Source organism: Streptomyces sp. NPDC043812 (assembly GCF_056436245.1).
Window position 1 is genome coordinate 145,483 of record NZ_JBWKCY010000009.1, and the last position, 14,789, is coordinate 160,271.

Genomic DNA, 14,789 nt, shown 5'->3' on the forward strand with positions numbered 1-14,789 from the left:
TCCTCCATGATCCCGCTGGAAACGTTTCCATGGAAACGTTTCCGCTCTTCCCCGAGTCCGCCGGACCGGGGGCGTACGGCCTTCGCACCGAAAGGCGCTCATGGACAACACCGTGACCATCAAGGACGTCGCAGCCCGCGCCGGCGTCTCCGTGGGCACCGTCTCCCGTGTGCTGTCCGGCAGCCCCGCGACCTCCGCCGCGGCGCGGGAGCGTGTGCGCAGCGCCGTCACGGAACTCGGCTACCGGCCCGACGCCCGGGCGCGCGCCCTGCGTTCGGCCCGCAGCAATGCGGTGGGCCTGCTCGTCTCCGACGTACGCAACCCGTTCTTCGCCGACGTCGCCCACGGTGCCGAACAGGCGGCGCTCGCCTCGTCCTACGTGACGCTGCTCGCCAACGCCAACGAGGACACGGCGCAACAGGACACCTATCTGGAGGCGTTCCTCACCCAGCGGGTCGACGGGATCATCGTCGCCCCGCAGGGTGAGGGCAGCGGAAACCTGCGCGCGCTCGAACAGGCCCGCACTCCGCTGGTGTTCGTCGACCGGACGGTCGAGGACTTCGATGTGCCCAGTGTGACGGCGGACAACGAGCAGGGCGTCGACCTGGCCGTCGCCCATCTCGCCGCCCAGGGGCACACCCGCATCGGCTTCATCGGGGGACCGCCGTCCGTGTCCACCGGCCGCGCCCGGCACGACGCGTTCCTGGCGGCCGTGGCCCGCCACGGCCTGGACGAGGATCCGGCACTCGTCGCCGTGGGCGACTTCCGCAGCGCGAGCGGCAGCACCGCGGCCGCCGCGCTGCTCGCCGGCAGACGTCCGCCGACCGCGCTGCTGGCCGCGGACAGCCTGATGGCGGTCGGGGCACTGGGCGAGGTACGGCGCCGAGGGCTGCGCATCGGGACCGATCTCGCACTGGTCTCCTTCGACGACATCGAGTGGTTCAAGGAAATCGACCCGCCGCTGACCGTGGTGGCCCACGACGCACGCGCGCTCGGCGAGAGCGCGATGAGGCTGCTGCTGGACGTCATCGAGGGCCGCCCGGCCGAATCCGTCGTCCAGCCGATGCGGCTCGTCGTACGGGAGTCCTCCACCGGACGGCGCGCCGACTGATCCGACAGCCCGTCAATCCCACCGCCACCGGGCTCCGTTCACACCGGCAGGACCGCTGACGGCCGATCCGCGGTGCGCCCGCACGCGCCGGACGGGGAGACCGGCATGCCGGCGGTGTCCCTCCCCACACCGACATCGATCACCGACCGCGCGAGGTCCAGAACGACCCGCGCTCCCCTCACCGGAAGGACCGACCATGCGTATCGCACTCGGAAACGACCACGCGGGCCTCGGGCTCAAGGAACACGTACGCCACGTGCTGCTCGGCCTCGGCCACGAGGTGCTCGACCGGGGAAGCGACAGCGATGCACCCGTCGACTTCCCCGACGTCACCTTCGCTACCTGCGACGCGGTGCGCAAAGGCGAGGCCGACCGGGCCGTTCTCGTGTGCGGCACCGGCGCGGGCGCCCTGATGGCCGCCAACAAGATCGCCGGAATCCGCTGCGGACTGGGCCACGACGTGTACTCGGCCCACCAGGCCGTCGAGCACGACGACGCCAACGCCATCGCGATGGGCGCCTGGCTCGTCGGCCCCGCGACGGCGACCGAGGTCCTGGAGGCGTTCCTCTCCGCGACGTTCGACAACGACGACGACACCGTGCGCCGCGTCGCCAAGCTCCACGAACTGGAGCTCCGGTCGGCACGGGAGCTTGCCGACCGGCTCTGAGCCGACCGCCCGCTCCCCACAACTCCCCACCCCCCCACAGGCCGATGGGCCAACCGTCCCCCGCGCATACCGAGATCGAAGGAGACCCGGAATGAGCGCGCCCAGCACTGCTTCCGCCGACAGCGCCCGACCAGGACGCATCAAGACCGCACTCGCCTCCGCGGCAGGCACCTGCGTGGAGAACTACGACTTCGTCGCCTACGGCACCGCCTCCGCCCTCTATTTCGGCGATGCCTTCTTCCCCGACTCCGACCCCGTCGTCGGCACTCTGCTCGCCTTCGTGACCCTCGGTGTGGGCTTCCTGATGCGCCCCGTCGGCGGCGCGCTCGGCGGATACCTCGGTGACCGGCACGGCCGCAAGCCGGTACTCGTCGGTGCGCTGCTGGTCATGGGCATCGCCACGGTTCTGATCGGCCTGCTGCCCACCTATCAGCAGGTCGGTGTCCTCGCCCCCGTGCTGCTGGTCGTCATCCGCTGCATCCAGGGCCTGGCGTTCGGCGCCGAGTGGGGCGGCGCGGTCATGATGACGTACGAGCACGCTCCCCGCAGGCGCCGCGGCCTGTACGCGGCGATACCGCAGGCCGGCAACCCGCTCGGCATCGCGTTCGCCAACATCGCCTTCCTGCTCTCCGCCTCGCTCGACGGCGACTGGGCCTGGCGTCTGCCCTTCCTCGCCAGTTCCCTGCTGATCGTCGTGGGTCTCGTCGTACGGATGAAGCTGAGCGAGTCCCCGGAGTTCGAGGCGGCCAAGGCCGAGGGCGGCACCGTGCGCAATCCGCTGCTGTCGGTCCTGCGCGACGACTGGCGCAACATCCTGCGCATCATCGCCCTGCGCGTCGTCGAGTCCTGTGCCTACTACCTGACGGCCACGTATCTGCTGTCGTACATCACGGACCGGGACGCGGACGACCGGGGCATCGCGCTGACCGGCGTGGTCGTCGCGAGCCTGATGGCCGTGGGCACCACGGTCCTGTCCGGCGCCCTGACCGACCGGGTGGGACGGCGCCCGGTCTACCTGGTGGGCTGCCTGCTCGCCGCGGCGTTCGGCATTCCGATGTACATGATGGCCAACACCGGGGCGCCGGTGCTGATCGTGCTGGTGTTCCTTGTCGCCATCGGTGTCATCCACGCGGCACTGACGGGTACTCAGGCAGCGTGGTTCGCCGAGCTGTTCCGCACCGGGACCCGCACGTCGGGTGCCTCGCTCGGCTACCAGACCGCGGCGTCCGTGGCAGGGTTCGCCCCGTTCGTCGCCGTACTGCTGGCCGATTCCTTCGACTGGTGGGGCCCGGCCGGGTTCTACGTGATGGTCTCCCTCGTCGGTCTCATGGGTGTGCTCGCCACGCGCGAGACATGGGGCCCCGCTCAGCGGGCGGCCGTCGACGCCGAGCCGCAGGTGACGCTGGACGGAATCCCGTCGCAGCAGGGCGCCCGCCGCGACACCTCCCGGCAGCGCCCCTGATCCGGCAACCCGGTGACGCGAGCGGCGTGCCACGGCCTCCCCGGGCCGAGGCACGCCGCATGCGGGTGCGTGGGGGAGGGGCACCCGGCCGATGCGCGCAACATGGTCACGGCGGCCCTCCGCGGTGCCACGGTCCGGTGCCGTGTCAGCGGCCCGGGCGGGACGGACGGACCGTGAGGGAGCCGTCCGGCTCGGAGTTCACGCGGGTGCCGAAGCCGCGGCTGATCCGGCCGAGAACGTCGTGCACCCTCAGGCAGTCCGCCCGCGACGCGTGCTCCAGCCGCATGCGCCGTGCCTGCAGCGGCGTGATGCGCAGCTCGTGGAGACGGCCGCTCCCGGCCTCCACAGCGGCGCAGTACAGCAGCCGCAGATCGTCCCGGTACTGCTCGTATCCGGTGATCCCCTCGTAGTCGTTGATCAGATCACCGCAGCCGTAGAGGATCAGCTTGCCCCGGTACACCTCCAGCGGCCTGGGATGGTGCGACGAGTGGCCGTGGACGATGTCCGCGCCGCCGTCGACCAGCGCGTGCGCGAAGCGGACCTGGTCCTGCGTGACGCGGTAGCCCCAGTTGGAACCCCAGTGGAGCGACACGACGGCCACATCTCCCGGCCTCCTCGCGGCCCGCAGCCGCGCGGCCACACCCGCAGCGGCGGCATGCGACGTTCCGGCGGCGAAGTGGACGCCGCTCCGCTCCGCGGTCGCCGCCCAGGTCCGCGGCACACCGCTGGACTGCATCCCGAGCGCCTGGACGAGGACGCGCCGTCCGTCCCGTACGGGCACGGCGGCGCAGTGCCGCGCCTCGTCCACCGACCTGCCCGCTCCCGCGGTGCGCAGGCCCGCGTGGTCCAGGGCGTCGAGCGTCTCGGCGAGCCCGAGGCGGCCGTAGTCCAGGACATGGTTGTTCGCCAGGACGCAGACATCGGGACGGGCGACCGTCAGACCGGGCAGATTGGCCGGGCTCATCCGGTACAGAACCTCCTTGCCGGGGGCGGCATCGTCGCTCTGCGTGATCGACGTCTCAAGGTTGAGCAAGCGCGCGTCGAGCGCCGCGGCGTCCAGCGCCTGCAGCGCCTCGCCCCAGGGCCAGGAGAAAGGGACGGGACGCGGAATGGGACCGTTCATCGCCTCCGCGAGCTCCACGTAGCGGCGGGCGTCCCGCAGATACGGCTCGGACAGGGCTGGATCGCCGGGGTGCGGAAGAATCTGGTCGACACCGCGGCCGAGCATCACGTCGCCGCTGAGGAAAACCGTGACGAGGTCACCGTCCACGCACTCCAAGCTAGTCCTGCCGCAGGGACCGTGCCGACGCCGCATGCGGCGCCCGACCGCCGCCGGTACGAGAATGGCAAGTGGTGGGCCAGACTGTCGGCCGCGTGCGTCGGAGCTCGCGACGGTGAGCCCGCACGCGGATCGCGCACGCGAAACCGGCGGCACACATGCCGGAACACGCGGTGGCTGTACGGCGGCCACCGGGGCAACGCCTCCGTCCGGCACCTGGCCGGCCTCAGGAGGACGAGGTGACCGAACGTGTTCTTCAGGGATCGGATCGACGCGGGGCGTCAACTGGCCGCCCTGCTGGAGAAGTTCGGACGGGAAGAGCCGGTGATCCTGGGACTGCCGCGGGGCGGGGTGCCCGTGGCGGCCGAGGTCGCCCGCGCGCTGGAGGCGCCGCTGGACGTGTGCCTGGTACGCAAGCTCGGCGTTCCCTACCAGCCGGAGCTCGGGATGGGGGCGCTCGGCGAGGACGGCATACGGGTCATCAACGACGAGGTGGTCCGCAGTGCGCGCGTCACCCAGGACGAACTGGAAGAGGTCGAGCGGCACGAGCAGGTCGTGCTGGCGCGGCGGGCCCGGACGTACCGGGGCGAACGCAAACAGCTGGAGGTCGAGGGCCGGACCGTGGTGCTGATCGACGACGGTGTGGCCACGGGGTCGACCGCACGGGCCGCCTGCCGGATCGCCCGGGCACGGGGAGCGGGGCGGATCGTCCTGGCGGTCCCTGTCGCCCCGCAGGACTGGACGGCCCGGCTGGGCGGCGAGGCCGACGAACTGGTCTGCCTGAGCACACCACGTGACTTCTTCGCCATCGGCCAGTTCTACGCCGACTTCGCCCAGACCGACGACAGCGAAGTGATCGCCTGCCTGGACGAGGCGGCGGCCCGCACCGGCCGATCCTCGCGACCGGTCGGCGGCGCCCATCAGGTGCGGGAGGCGGAGGTCGTGTCGGGCGCGGCGCTGCTACCCGGCGAGCTGACCGTGCCTCCCGGCGCGACCGGAATCGTCGTCTTCGCCCACGGCAGCGGCAGCAGCCGACTCAGCCCGCGCAATCGCGCCGTGGCCACGGGGCTGCACCGCGCGGGACTGGGGACGCTGCTTTTCGACCTGCTCACCGAGGACGAGGGCCAGGACCGGGCGAATGTCTTCGACACCCCGCTCCTGGCCCGGCGGCTGCAGGATGCCACCGGCTGGCTGAGGGAACAGCCGGAGGCCGCAGGGCTCCCGACCGGCTACTTCGGTGCGAGCACCGGCGCGGCCGCCGCGTTGTGGGCGGCCGCGGAGCCCGGCGAGGACATCGCCGCGATCGTCTCGCGTGGCGGCCGCCCCGACCTTGCCGGCCCACGGCTGGCCTCGGTGACGGCACCCACACTCCTCGTCGTGGGTGGTGACGACGGGACCGTGGTGGACCTCAATCGCGACGCGCTGGCGCAGCTGCGCTGCGAGAAACGTCTGGCGATCGTGCCCGGAGCGACGCATCTCTTCGAGGAGCCGGGCGCGCTGGAGGAGGTCACGCAACTGGCAAGGGACTGGTTCACCGCCCACTTCGCCGCGTCGGCGCAGGCCGAGCCCCCGCCCGCCGCACGCTGAGGCGCAGGCCGAGCCCCCGCCCGCCGCGCTGAGGCGCAGGTCCGGGAGCGTCTCGCCCGTCGCACGCTGAGGCGCAGGTCCGGGAGCGTCTCGCCCGCCGCACGCTGAGGCGCAGGTCCGCGAGCGTCTCGCCGGCTGCGGGACGACCCGATGGCGGAGCCCGGCGCGAGGCCGCAGCCGGGCCGGCTCGTTGCGGCCACCGGCGGGGTCCGGCGCGCCGCGCGGCTGCGCCGCCCCACCAGGCACCTTGCGCGATGGGCCCAGCAACAAGTGCCAGGTCCGACAGGCCGCCTTACGTTCATGAGTGACCTTCGCCCGGCAGGGCGAAGACCGATGAACGAAAGGCTTCCGATGTCCCGACATCCGTGCACCGCCGCTAACCGACTGCCTGTCAGGAAGTTGCTGATCGCACTCACTTGCGCTCCACTCTTCCTCCTCCTCGGCGCCCTCCCCGCCCACGCCGTGACGCACCAGGCACGCGGCGCCGACTGGGACGCCATCGCCGCGTGCGAATCGTCCGGGAACTGGCATGCCAACACGGGCAACGGTCACTACGGCGGTCTGCAGTTCACCCGGTCGAGCTGGGTGGCGGCGGGCGGGCTGAGGTTCGCCGCCCGCGCCGACCTTGCGACGCGGTCGGAGCAGATCGCCGTTGCAGAGAGGCTCGCCGACCTGCAGGGCATGGGTGCCTGGACGTGCGCCCGCGGCTGACGCGGACGCACCGTGCCGGCAGCCGTGCGCGGCCGGCCGGATAGGGTGACGTGCGTGGTGACTTCGGACAGTACGGCCGGCGACCGGCTCGTCTACGGATGCATGGGGCTCGGCGGCGGCTGGGACAAGGAGCCCTACGGCGCACAGGACATCGCCCGGGCCGAGGCGGCCGTCGAGGCGGCCCTGGACTGCGGCATCACCACCTTCGACCACGCCGACATCTACCGGCACGGCAAGGCCGAAGCGGTCTTCGGCGAGATCCTGGCGCGGGCGCCGGAACTGCGTGACCGCATCGTCGTGCAGACCAAGTGCGGCATCCGTCTCCCCGACGGCCACCGGCCCGGCACCTACGATCTGCGCGGTGCGACCATCGTCCGGCGCGTGGAGGAAAGCCTCGCCCGCCTGCGTACCGACGTCATCGACGTCCTGCTGCTGCACCGCCCCGATCCTCTGGCGGACCCGCAGGACGTGGCCGCAGCGCTCACGAGTCTCCACCGGCAGGGACTGGTACGCCGGTTCGGTGTGTCCAACATGGGGTCCGCGCAGATCGCGGAACTGCAGGCACACCTCGATGTCCCGTTGGGCGTCAACCAATTGGAGATGAGCCTCCACCGGCGCGACTGGCTCGAGGCGGGAGTGCTGGTGAACACCGCCGAGGCGGCGTCCAACGGCTTCCCGCTCGGGACGGTCGAGTACTGCCGGGCGAACGGCGTGCGACTTCAGGCGTGGGGCGCACTCGCGCAAGGGCGCTTCACCGGCGCCCAGGAGACGCCCGAGGAGCAAGCGGCCGCGCAACTGATCGTCTCGCTGGCCGAGGCGAAGGACACGACGCCGGAGACGATCCTGCTGTGGTGGCTGCAACGCCACCCCGCGCGCATCGCTCCGGTCGTCGGCAGCGCCCGCCCCGAACGCATCCGCGCCTGCCGCGACGCCGCCCGCCGCACCCCCGACCTCGGTCATGACGAGTGGTACGCCCTCTGGCTGGCGGCCCGCGGCGTCCCGTTGCCCTGACCGGGGTGGAGATGCGGAGTACGAGCTCGGGCCGCTACTCCACGAGTTCCCCGTTCCGGGCCACCACGCGGCCTGCGTGCACGACCATGTCCCGCTGCGGCATGTCCACCACCACCTGCGGCAGGGCCTCTCCGCGCACGAGGAGGAAATCGGCGGGGGAGCCGGGCGCGAAGTCCGCGTGGGGCAGGGCCATGAGGTCCGCGCCGCCGTGGGCGCCCAGCCGGTAGCAGTCCGCCAGTTCCTCGTCGAGTCGCACGTCCGTGACCCAGCCCAGCAGATGCGCGCGGTGCAGCATGTCCGCGTTGCCGAACGGGCTCCACGAGTCGCGGACCCCGTCCGAACCGAGCCCGACGTGCACGCCGTACTCGCGCAGCCGGGCGACCGGCAGGACCAGCGAGGCGGAGGGCGCCACCGTTGTCAGGGAGATTCCGAGATCCCCCATGTCCTCGGCCAGCGCACCGAGTTCACGGTCGTCCAGGCCCGGGAGACAGAAGACATGGCTCACCGTGACCTTGCCCCGAAGGGACAGTGCCCGGGTGCGGTCGATGATGCCGCGCAGTGCCCTGACGCCCTGCTCGCCCCGGTCGTGGAGGTGGATGTCCACGCCGACGCCGTGCCGGTCCGCGATGCCGAAGACCAGGTCGAGCTGCTCGTCGAGTGCGTGGTCGAAGCCGATCGGGTCGATCCCGCCGATCATGTCGACAGCTCCTGTGCGTGCCGCCTCCTCGAGGAGCTGCGCCGTGCCGGGTGCCCTGACGACGCCGTGCTGCGGGAACGCGACGATCTGCACGTCCAGCGCGTGCCGCAGCCGTTCGCGGGCGGTGCCCACACCCTCGACACCGGCCAGATCGTAGGCGGGGGCCACGTCCGCGTGGGCGCGCATCCCGCGGGTGCCGCGGGTCACGGCATGGGCCATCATGCCGTAGGCGCGTTCCGCGACGGGACGCCGCTGGCTGCGGAACAGCTCCACGTCCTGGGCGACGTAGTCGGCGATGCCGTCGGCCGGCTTGCGCGACACCCACGGCCCGCCCCACGTCGTCTTGTCCGGGTGGATGTGCGCGTCGACGAGTGACGGGAGGGCGATACGGCCTCCGCCGTCGACGACCTTGGCCCCGGAGGGCGCCGGACGGTCCGTGATCCGGCCGTCGACGACCGTCAGATCCACGGCGGTCCTTGCACCGAAGGGGCGCACGTTGCGGAAGACAACCGCCCGGGAGGGCCGACCACCCTGCCCGTGCGAAGGGGCGGTGCCCGTCCCGGCCGCGTCGGTGTCGGCCCGGGCGAGTGAGGCCGTGGCGGACAGCGCGGCCGTGGTGCCGGCCATCGCGACGGCGCCGGCGAGCATGCTGCGCCGGGACACCCCACCGGGTGAAAGGGAGGGTTGCTCCATCAGGACTCCTTCGGTGTGCGGTATGGCTGCGAACAGGTACGAGAAGCGGACGGCTGCACGGCTCAGAGCGCGATCCCTGCGCGGACGACCCGAGCCGGCCTCTTCAGAACCGACACGTCGGCCAGCGGATCACCGTCCACGACGATCACGTCGCCCGAGAACCCGCGCGCCAGTCGGCCGGCCGAGCGCTCCAGGCCGAGCAGCCGTGCCGCGCCGGTCGTGGCCGTGCGTATCGCGTCGAGCGCCGGCAGGCCGGCCTCGCGCATCAGCTCCACCTCGCGGCCGACCGGGTCGATCGCTCCGCCCGCCGAGTCCGTGCCCGCCGCCAGCGGCACCCCCAGCTCGTGCGCCGCCAGGACCGCCCGCCGCAGCACCGGCAGGTAGGTGCGGCCGCGCTCGGCGAGCACCGGGTCGGACGATGCGGCCAGGCCCGCGATCGCGGTGAGCGTGGGAGTGAAGTACGTACCCCTGCGGGTCATTTCGCGCAGCGTCCGCTCGCCGACGAACGCCCCGTGCTCCAGGGAGCGGATGCCCGCCGTGACCGCGTCGTGGCAGCCCTGCTCGCTGTAGCTGTGGCACAGGACGCCCTTGCCGCCGCGCCGGGCGGCCGCGACGACCTCGGACAGCTGCTCGTGCGTGTACACCTGGGCCAGCGGATCCTGCTCGGGCAGCCCCGCCCGTTCGTTGACGCGCGTCTTGATGACGTCGGCGCCGCGCGCGAGGTTCACCTCCACCACCCGTCGCAGCGCCTCCGCCGAGCGCACACCGTCCTTGAGGCGGACCAGCGGCGTGAGATCCGGGTCTGCGAGCACCGTGTCGCCGAGGTCCGGTGTGACGAAGACGCCGGCGGCCTTCAGGCGGGGCGCGAGGGCGGGGGAGTGGCGCGCCAGTTCCCGTACGGCGATGTCCTGGTAGAAGTTCGTCGAGCCGCTGCGGGCGCTGGTCGCACCGCCGCGGACCGCTGCGCGGGCCTCGGCAGCGGTGCTGAGGTGGATGTGCGCGTCGACGAGCCCGGGCAGGATCCACTGGCCGTGGACGTCGAGAACCTGCGCGCCCTGCGGTACGGCGACCCGGTTCCGGGCGCCGGCGGTGCGTACGACTCCGCCCTCGATGACGACGACGGCATCCTCGGTGACGTGTCCCGTCGCAGGGTCGAGCAGGTTGCCGCCCCGCACGACGAGGTCGCCGCCCTGCGCCGGCCCACTGCGTCCCGCCACCGCGGGGGTGGCCACGGCCACGGTGCCGGCGAGTGCGGCGGCGCCCGCGAGGATCCCGCGGCGGGTGAGGCTGCTGGGCGGCGGGGGTGTGGCATCGACGCACATGAGGGCTCCTGGGGCGGTGAGGCGGACGGCGCGGTTCCGTTCACTTTGTATACCAAGCCCGGATGTGCGGACAAGGGATCGAGGCGGAGCCCATGAAAGGCGCGGTTCAATGCGCCCGAGGGTGTCTGGATCTACGTTCTGGTATACAAATTCTCTCAGGCGTCGCTTCCGAACAGCGACCGCAGTGCCACCGCTCTGCTGTCGCGGACATGCAGGAGCGTGCTCGCCGCAGCGGCCTCCTCGTCGCCTGCCGCGATCCGCCGGAACATGTCCGTGTGCTGTGCCCGCATGTGCGCCGGCTCCTCGCGCAGCCCGAACAGCAGCTGCAACTGCCAGCTCAACTGCTCCATCGTGCGGGCGAGCAGCGGATTCCCCGACAGCGCCACGACCCCCTCGTGGAACGCGGTATGGGCCGCCACCTCGCGTGCTCCCTCGTCCGCCGCGGCCGCCCGCTCGGCCTGTGCGAGAGAGGCCTCCAGAGTGGCGAGGCCCTCGGGATTGGCGTCCGCGGCGCGCGCCGCGAGCCGCGACGCCTGGACCGCGAGCGGCTCCCACACCTCGTAGAGATGCTCCACGTCGGCGCGCTCCAGTCGGCGCACCCGCACCCCGCTGTGCGGCAGGAGCTCCAGCAGGCCCTCCGCGACAAGCGCGCGCAGCGCCTCGCGCACCGGTACGCGGGACATGCCGAGCTCCTCGGCGACCTCGCGCTCGACGAGGCGGGCACCTTGCGCGTAGCGCCGGTCCACGATCCGCCGCCGCACGGCTTCACGCGCCTGGGCGCCGAGCGAAGCGGATGCCCGCGCCGCGCCGTCCGCACCACCCTGCCCCGGCTTACTGCTGTCCGCCACGTCCGCTGCCTCTCTCTCGGCGTGCCCCGGTGAGAATACGTGCCCCGAACCCCCACCCGGCGGACGGTTCAGCAGGCGTTGATCACTGCCGCCGGCCGGAGTCCAGATCGGCGATCAAGCAACTCCTGCTCCGCCAAGGGGCGTTGTGCCCAGGGCTCCGGGTACGGAAGCCGCAGGTGCCTGCACAGGGCAACGCTGGCGTCCCAGCGGCACAGGGCAACGCTGACGCCCCACCTGCGCAGGGCACCGCTCACGTCTCAGCGCGCCGACGCCGACGACACCCGCCGGCTCCGTGGCTCAGAGCCGAGCGCCCGCCGGCACCGGTGTCACCGTCACCGGACCCGGCGCCTCGGTCAGCGCCCGGTGCCCCTCCGCGTCGGTGACCACGAGCCGCGGCAGATACCGGCCGCCGCGTTCGTAGCGGTGCGTGACCTCGGGCGCGAAGGTGACGAGACGCGTTCCGTCACCGAAGTACCACGTATAGCGGTAGGAGCCGTCCGCCGGAGCGGACGGGCCATCGGCCGTCAACCGCACCTCGGCTCCCGTCGGCTGCTCGTCACCCTGCACCGTCAGCGACATGCGCGGGCCGTCGGCGGGCAGTCCGAACCAGTCGCGGACGTGCGGGTTGAGCAGGAAGCTGTCGGCGTACTGCCGGGCACCGGCGATGTCCGGATGCGCCATCGCCGCGCTCAGGCACTGCAGCGGCGTCGCGCTGAGCTCGGGGCATGCCGACTTGCGCAGCGGGTACGCGGGGTCGGCGACCGGCGAGCTCCACACCTTGGCGGCCGGAGCCAGGATCGCGTTGTCCCGGGTGAACAGCCCGTCGGCGGCGACCGCGTACCGGCCGTCGGCCGACGCACTGTTGGCCGCTTCGGCGGCTGCCCGGTAGCTCTCGGCGGAGAGCTGGGTGTACTGCTCGTACCGAAGCCTCGCCCTCCCGAGCGAAGCCGTGCAGGAGGCCAGCCGCGCCCCCGCGAGGCCCGGCCGGGAGCACTGCTTGCGCGGCAGCGGGGAGCTCTCGCGGCTCAGGGCGTAGTTGAACCCGGCCACGATGACCTTGGGCCTGCCGGGGAGGGCGTGCGCCTTCTCGATCGCGGCCTGCATGCCGCGGCCGCCGTATCCGACCTTGGCGCCGCTGAACCAGGGCACGTTTTTCGCGGGGTTCTCGGGCTCGGCACCGACGCCCGAGCACTCCCGTCGGACGGCCTCGGGCAGGTTCTCGGAGCCGGGGGTCACGCCGACGGCGACACCGGTGAAGGGGTCCAGATCGTTGATGCAGCCGTTCAGGACCACGAGATCGAGACCGTATCCGCCGGCCCTGGCCTGCGCACCCGCCTTCTCCAACTGGCAGAAGACATCCGGCATCTGCTGGGTGACCTCGCCGAACTCCATCTCGCCGTCACCGTCCGGGTCCTGCTGCTCCGCACGGGACAGGCATGCGGCGTCGTCGTTCCCCGCCGGCAGCTCCGGCGCATCGAGCACCGCGCCGGAGATGGAGTAGTCGTACAACTCGTGACCCCGGCCGGTGGCGTTGCCGAGGAGCTCACCCGTGAGATGGGGGAACTTCTGGTCGTGGTCGAGCCCCTGGCCCCAGACGACCGAATCGCCGACTGCCGCGACACGCACCGGGTCGCAGCCCTTCACGACCCTGTCCCGCCACGGCTTTCCGAACACGCCCGGTTCCTCGCCCCCTGAGCCCTCCTCACCGGCCACACGCGCGTCGACCGTGAGCGCTCCGGAGCCGGGCACATCGGCGGCGGCAGGCAGACGGAATTCGGCGGCGGCAACGGATGCGGTCATGCCGACCGTGCCGCCCGCCAGCCGTTCACCATCGGCGCCCCGGACCCGCCACTCCACCTTCGCGCCCGCGTCGGCGCCCTCGGGATGGTAGATCTGCACCCGCCCGCGTACCTCAGACGGGCAGGACGGGCCGGAGGTGAGGTCCAGATCGAGGATCAGCGGATACGCGGAGGAAGGCGTGGCGGCCGCCGTACCCGGCACGGCGACGACACCCCCGAGCAGCGCTCCGAGGGCCCCCGCGACCAGGGCGGTGTGCCCGGCCCCCGGACCGCCTCGCCACCGTGCTGCTGTCACCACTGCGCGCCCCCTCGGCCGGTCGAACGTGAGCATGGCGAAGCCGGCGCCGAGGAAGACGCCTGCTCACGTGCGTGCAGTTGACAGCCTGGCAGGGGCATGTCGCGCTCCGGAGCCAACTCCGGCGTGATGATGACCACTTACTTGGGGTAACGGCGCCTTCCCGCCGCGCCCGGGAACGCGAACGCCCGGGGTCCGCAGCCGGCAGGCCGCGGACCCCGGGCGGGTCGGATGCGTGTGTGCCCGATCAGGCCTCGACGACGCCCGACTTGGCGATCGTGACCTTGGCCTTGGTCGCACCGCTGCGCGAGCCCAGCGTCTCGATCTGCTTCACGAGGTCCATGCCCTCGACAACCTCGCCGAACACGACGTGCTTGTTGTCCAGCCAGTCGGTGACGATGGTGGTGATGAAGAACTGCGAGCCATTGCTGTTCGGACCCGCGTTGGCCATCGAGAGCTGGCCCGGCTTGGTGTGCTTGAGCTGGAAGTTCTCGTCGGGGAACTTCTCGCCGTAGATGCTCTTGCCGCCCGTGCCGTTGCCGGCGGTGAAGTCGCCGCCCTGGAGCATGAAGTCCGGGATGACGCGGTGGAAGGAAGAACCCTCGTAGCCGAAGCCGTGCTCACCGGTGGCCAGCTCGCGGAAGTTCCGGGCGGTCTTGGGGACCACGTCGTCGAACAGGGTGAAGACGATCCGGCCGGCGGGCTTGTCGTCGATGGTGATGTCGAAGAACACGTTACTCATGAGGTGCATCCTGGCATCCGAGGCCACCGGAACGCACATCCGGCACGACCTGCACCGTGCCGACACCACCACTTGACGTACACGGCCGGCGCCGGCCGGCGGCGTCGGCAGCCCTCAACGACCGTGCCGCAGGCGTCTCATCCGGCGGATCAGGCTCCACCGCGAGCGCCGCGGCCACGTCCCGAACGGCCGCCCGGGCCTCCCGCCCGGCCGGACTGACGGCCCTCTGCCCGAGACCCACGGATCGTCGGGCGAGGGGATCGGCACCTTGCGTTCCACCTGTGCCCGGATCTCGTGGTGCGCTTCATGAGCCGTGATGAAGAAGGCCTCGTCGTGGGAGGCCATGGCCGCCCGGATCGCCGCGCCTGCCAGACCGCGGCGACGGACGACGGACACCACCCACGTGCAGAAGCCCATGACTGTGGCGACGGCCACGGCCAGGACGACGAGCGGCAGCGTGTCACTCATGCGCAGAGCCTACGTCCCGCTCCCCGAGCCCCTGGCCCGGCGCTCGGATCCTGCCGGCGGTGCGCCGACCGTCCGGCAGCCGTGGCGCCGGTCCACC

General features: G+C 72.1%; 13 protein-coding genes. 6 read left to right on the forward strand and 7 right to left on the reverse strand.

The features are described from left to right. Positions 1-100 precede the first annotated feature (100 nt). The 3 genes from AC067Z_RS15810 (at position 101) to AC067Z_RS15820 (ending at position 3,240) form a co-directional block, all read left to right on the forward strand. Positions 101-1,111 (forward strand): LacI family DNA-binding transcriptional regulator, encoded by a 1,011-nt coding sequence (locus tag AC067Z_RS15810; RefSeq protein WP_478790071.1) that lies wholly within the window; start codon positions 101-103, stop codon positions 1,109-1,111. Positions 1,112-1,307: 196 nt separating this feature from the next. Next, on the forward strand, positions 1,308-1,778 hold the full coding sequence (locus AC067Z_RS15815) for an RpiB/LacA/LacB family sugar-phosphate isomerase (RefSeq protein ID WP_478790072.1): 471 nt from the start codon (positions 1,308-1,310) through the stop codon (positions 1,776-1,778). Between the two features lie 91 nt (positions 1,779-1,869). Beyond that, positions 1,870-3,240 (forward strand): MFS transporter, encoded by a 1,371-nt coding sequence (locus tag AC067Z_RS15820; RefSeq protein WP_478790073.1) that lies wholly within the window; start codon positions 1,870-1,872, stop codon positions 3,238-3,240. 145 nt (positions 3,241-3,385) lie between these two features. On the opposite strand, the gene AC067Z_RS15825 is transcribed toward AC067Z_RS15820, so the two are convergent. Beyond that, positions 3,386-4,510 (reverse strand): CapA family protein, encoded by a 1,125-nt coding sequence (locus tag AC067Z_RS15825; protein ID WP_478790074.1) that lies wholly within the window; start codon positions 4,508-4,510, stop codon positions 3,386-3,388. Positions 4,511-4,768: 258 nt separating this feature from the next. Here AC067Z_RS15825 and AC067Z_RS15830 point away from each other — a divergent pair, with 258 nt between their 5' ends. From AC067Z_RS15830 to AC067Z_RS15840, 3 genes are all read left to right on the forward strand, one after another. Continuing rightward, entirely contained in the window at positions 4,769-6,106 is a 1,338-nt protein-coding gene (locus AC067Z_RS15830; RefSeq protein WP_478790075.1) for a phosphoribosyltransferase family protein, read from the forward strand. Positions 6,107-6,457: 351 nt separating this feature from the next. Further along, positions 6,458-6,817 carry a transglycosylase family protein gene (locus AC067Z_RS15835; protein WP_478790076.1) on the forward strand — a complete coding sequence of 120 codons (360 nt, stop codon included), beginning with the start codon at positions 6,458-6,460 and terminating at the stop codon, positions 6,815-6,817. 54 nt (positions 6,818-6,871) lie between these two features. Continuing rightward, positions 6,872-7,828 carry an aldo/keto reductase gene (locus tag AC067Z_RS15840; RefSeq protein WP_478790077.1) on the forward strand — a complete coding sequence of 319 codons (957 nt, stop codon included), beginning with the start codon at positions 6,872-6,874 and terminating at the stop codon, positions 7,826-7,828. Between the two features lie 34 nt (positions 7,829-7,862). On the opposite strand, the gene AC067Z_RS15845 is transcribed toward AC067Z_RS15840, so the two are convergent. From AC067Z_RS15845 to AC067Z_RS15870, 6 genes are all read right to left on the reverse strand, one after another. Continuing rightward, positions 7,863-9,218, reverse strand: a complete 1,356-nt coding sequence (locus AC067Z_RS15845; protein WP_478790078.1) for an amidohydrolase family protein — start codon at positions 9,216-9,218, stop codon at positions 7,863-7,865. A gap of 62 nt (positions 9,219-9,280) precedes the next feature. Beyond that, a complete protein-coding gene (locus tag AC067Z_RS15850; RefSeq protein ID WP_478790079.1) occupies positions 9,281-10,540 on the reverse strand; it encodes an amidohydrolase family protein in 1,260 nt (419 codons plus the stop codon). 155 nt (positions 10,541-10,695) lie between these two features. Beyond that, positions 10,696-11,388 (reverse strand): GntR family transcriptional regulator, encoded by a 693-nt coding sequence (locus AC067Z_RS15855; RefSeq protein WP_478790080.1) that lies wholly within the window; start codon positions 11,386-11,388, stop codon positions 10,696-10,698. A 297-nt stretch (positions 11,389-11,685) separates the two neighbouring features. Next, positions 11,686-13,482, reverse strand: a complete 1,797-nt coding sequence (locus AC067Z_RS15860; protein ID WP_478790081.1) for a PKD domain-containing protein — start codon at positions 13,480-13,482, stop codon at positions 11,686-11,688. A gap of 247 nt (positions 13,483-13,729) precedes the next feature. Next, positions 13,730-14,224 (reverse strand): peptidylprolyl isomerase, encoded by a 495-nt coding sequence (locus tag AC067Z_RS15865; RefSeq protein ID WP_478790082.1) that lies wholly within the window; start codon positions 14,222-14,224, stop codon positions 13,730-13,732. A gap of 114 nt (positions 14,225-14,338) precedes the next feature. Then, positions 14,339-14,692: a hypothetical protein gene (locus AC067Z_RS15870; protein WP_478790083.1), complete on the reverse strand. Its 354-nt coding sequence runs from the start codon at positions 14,690-14,692 to the stop codon at positions 14,339-14,341. Between the last annotated feature and the right edge of the window lie 97 nt (positions 14,693-14,789).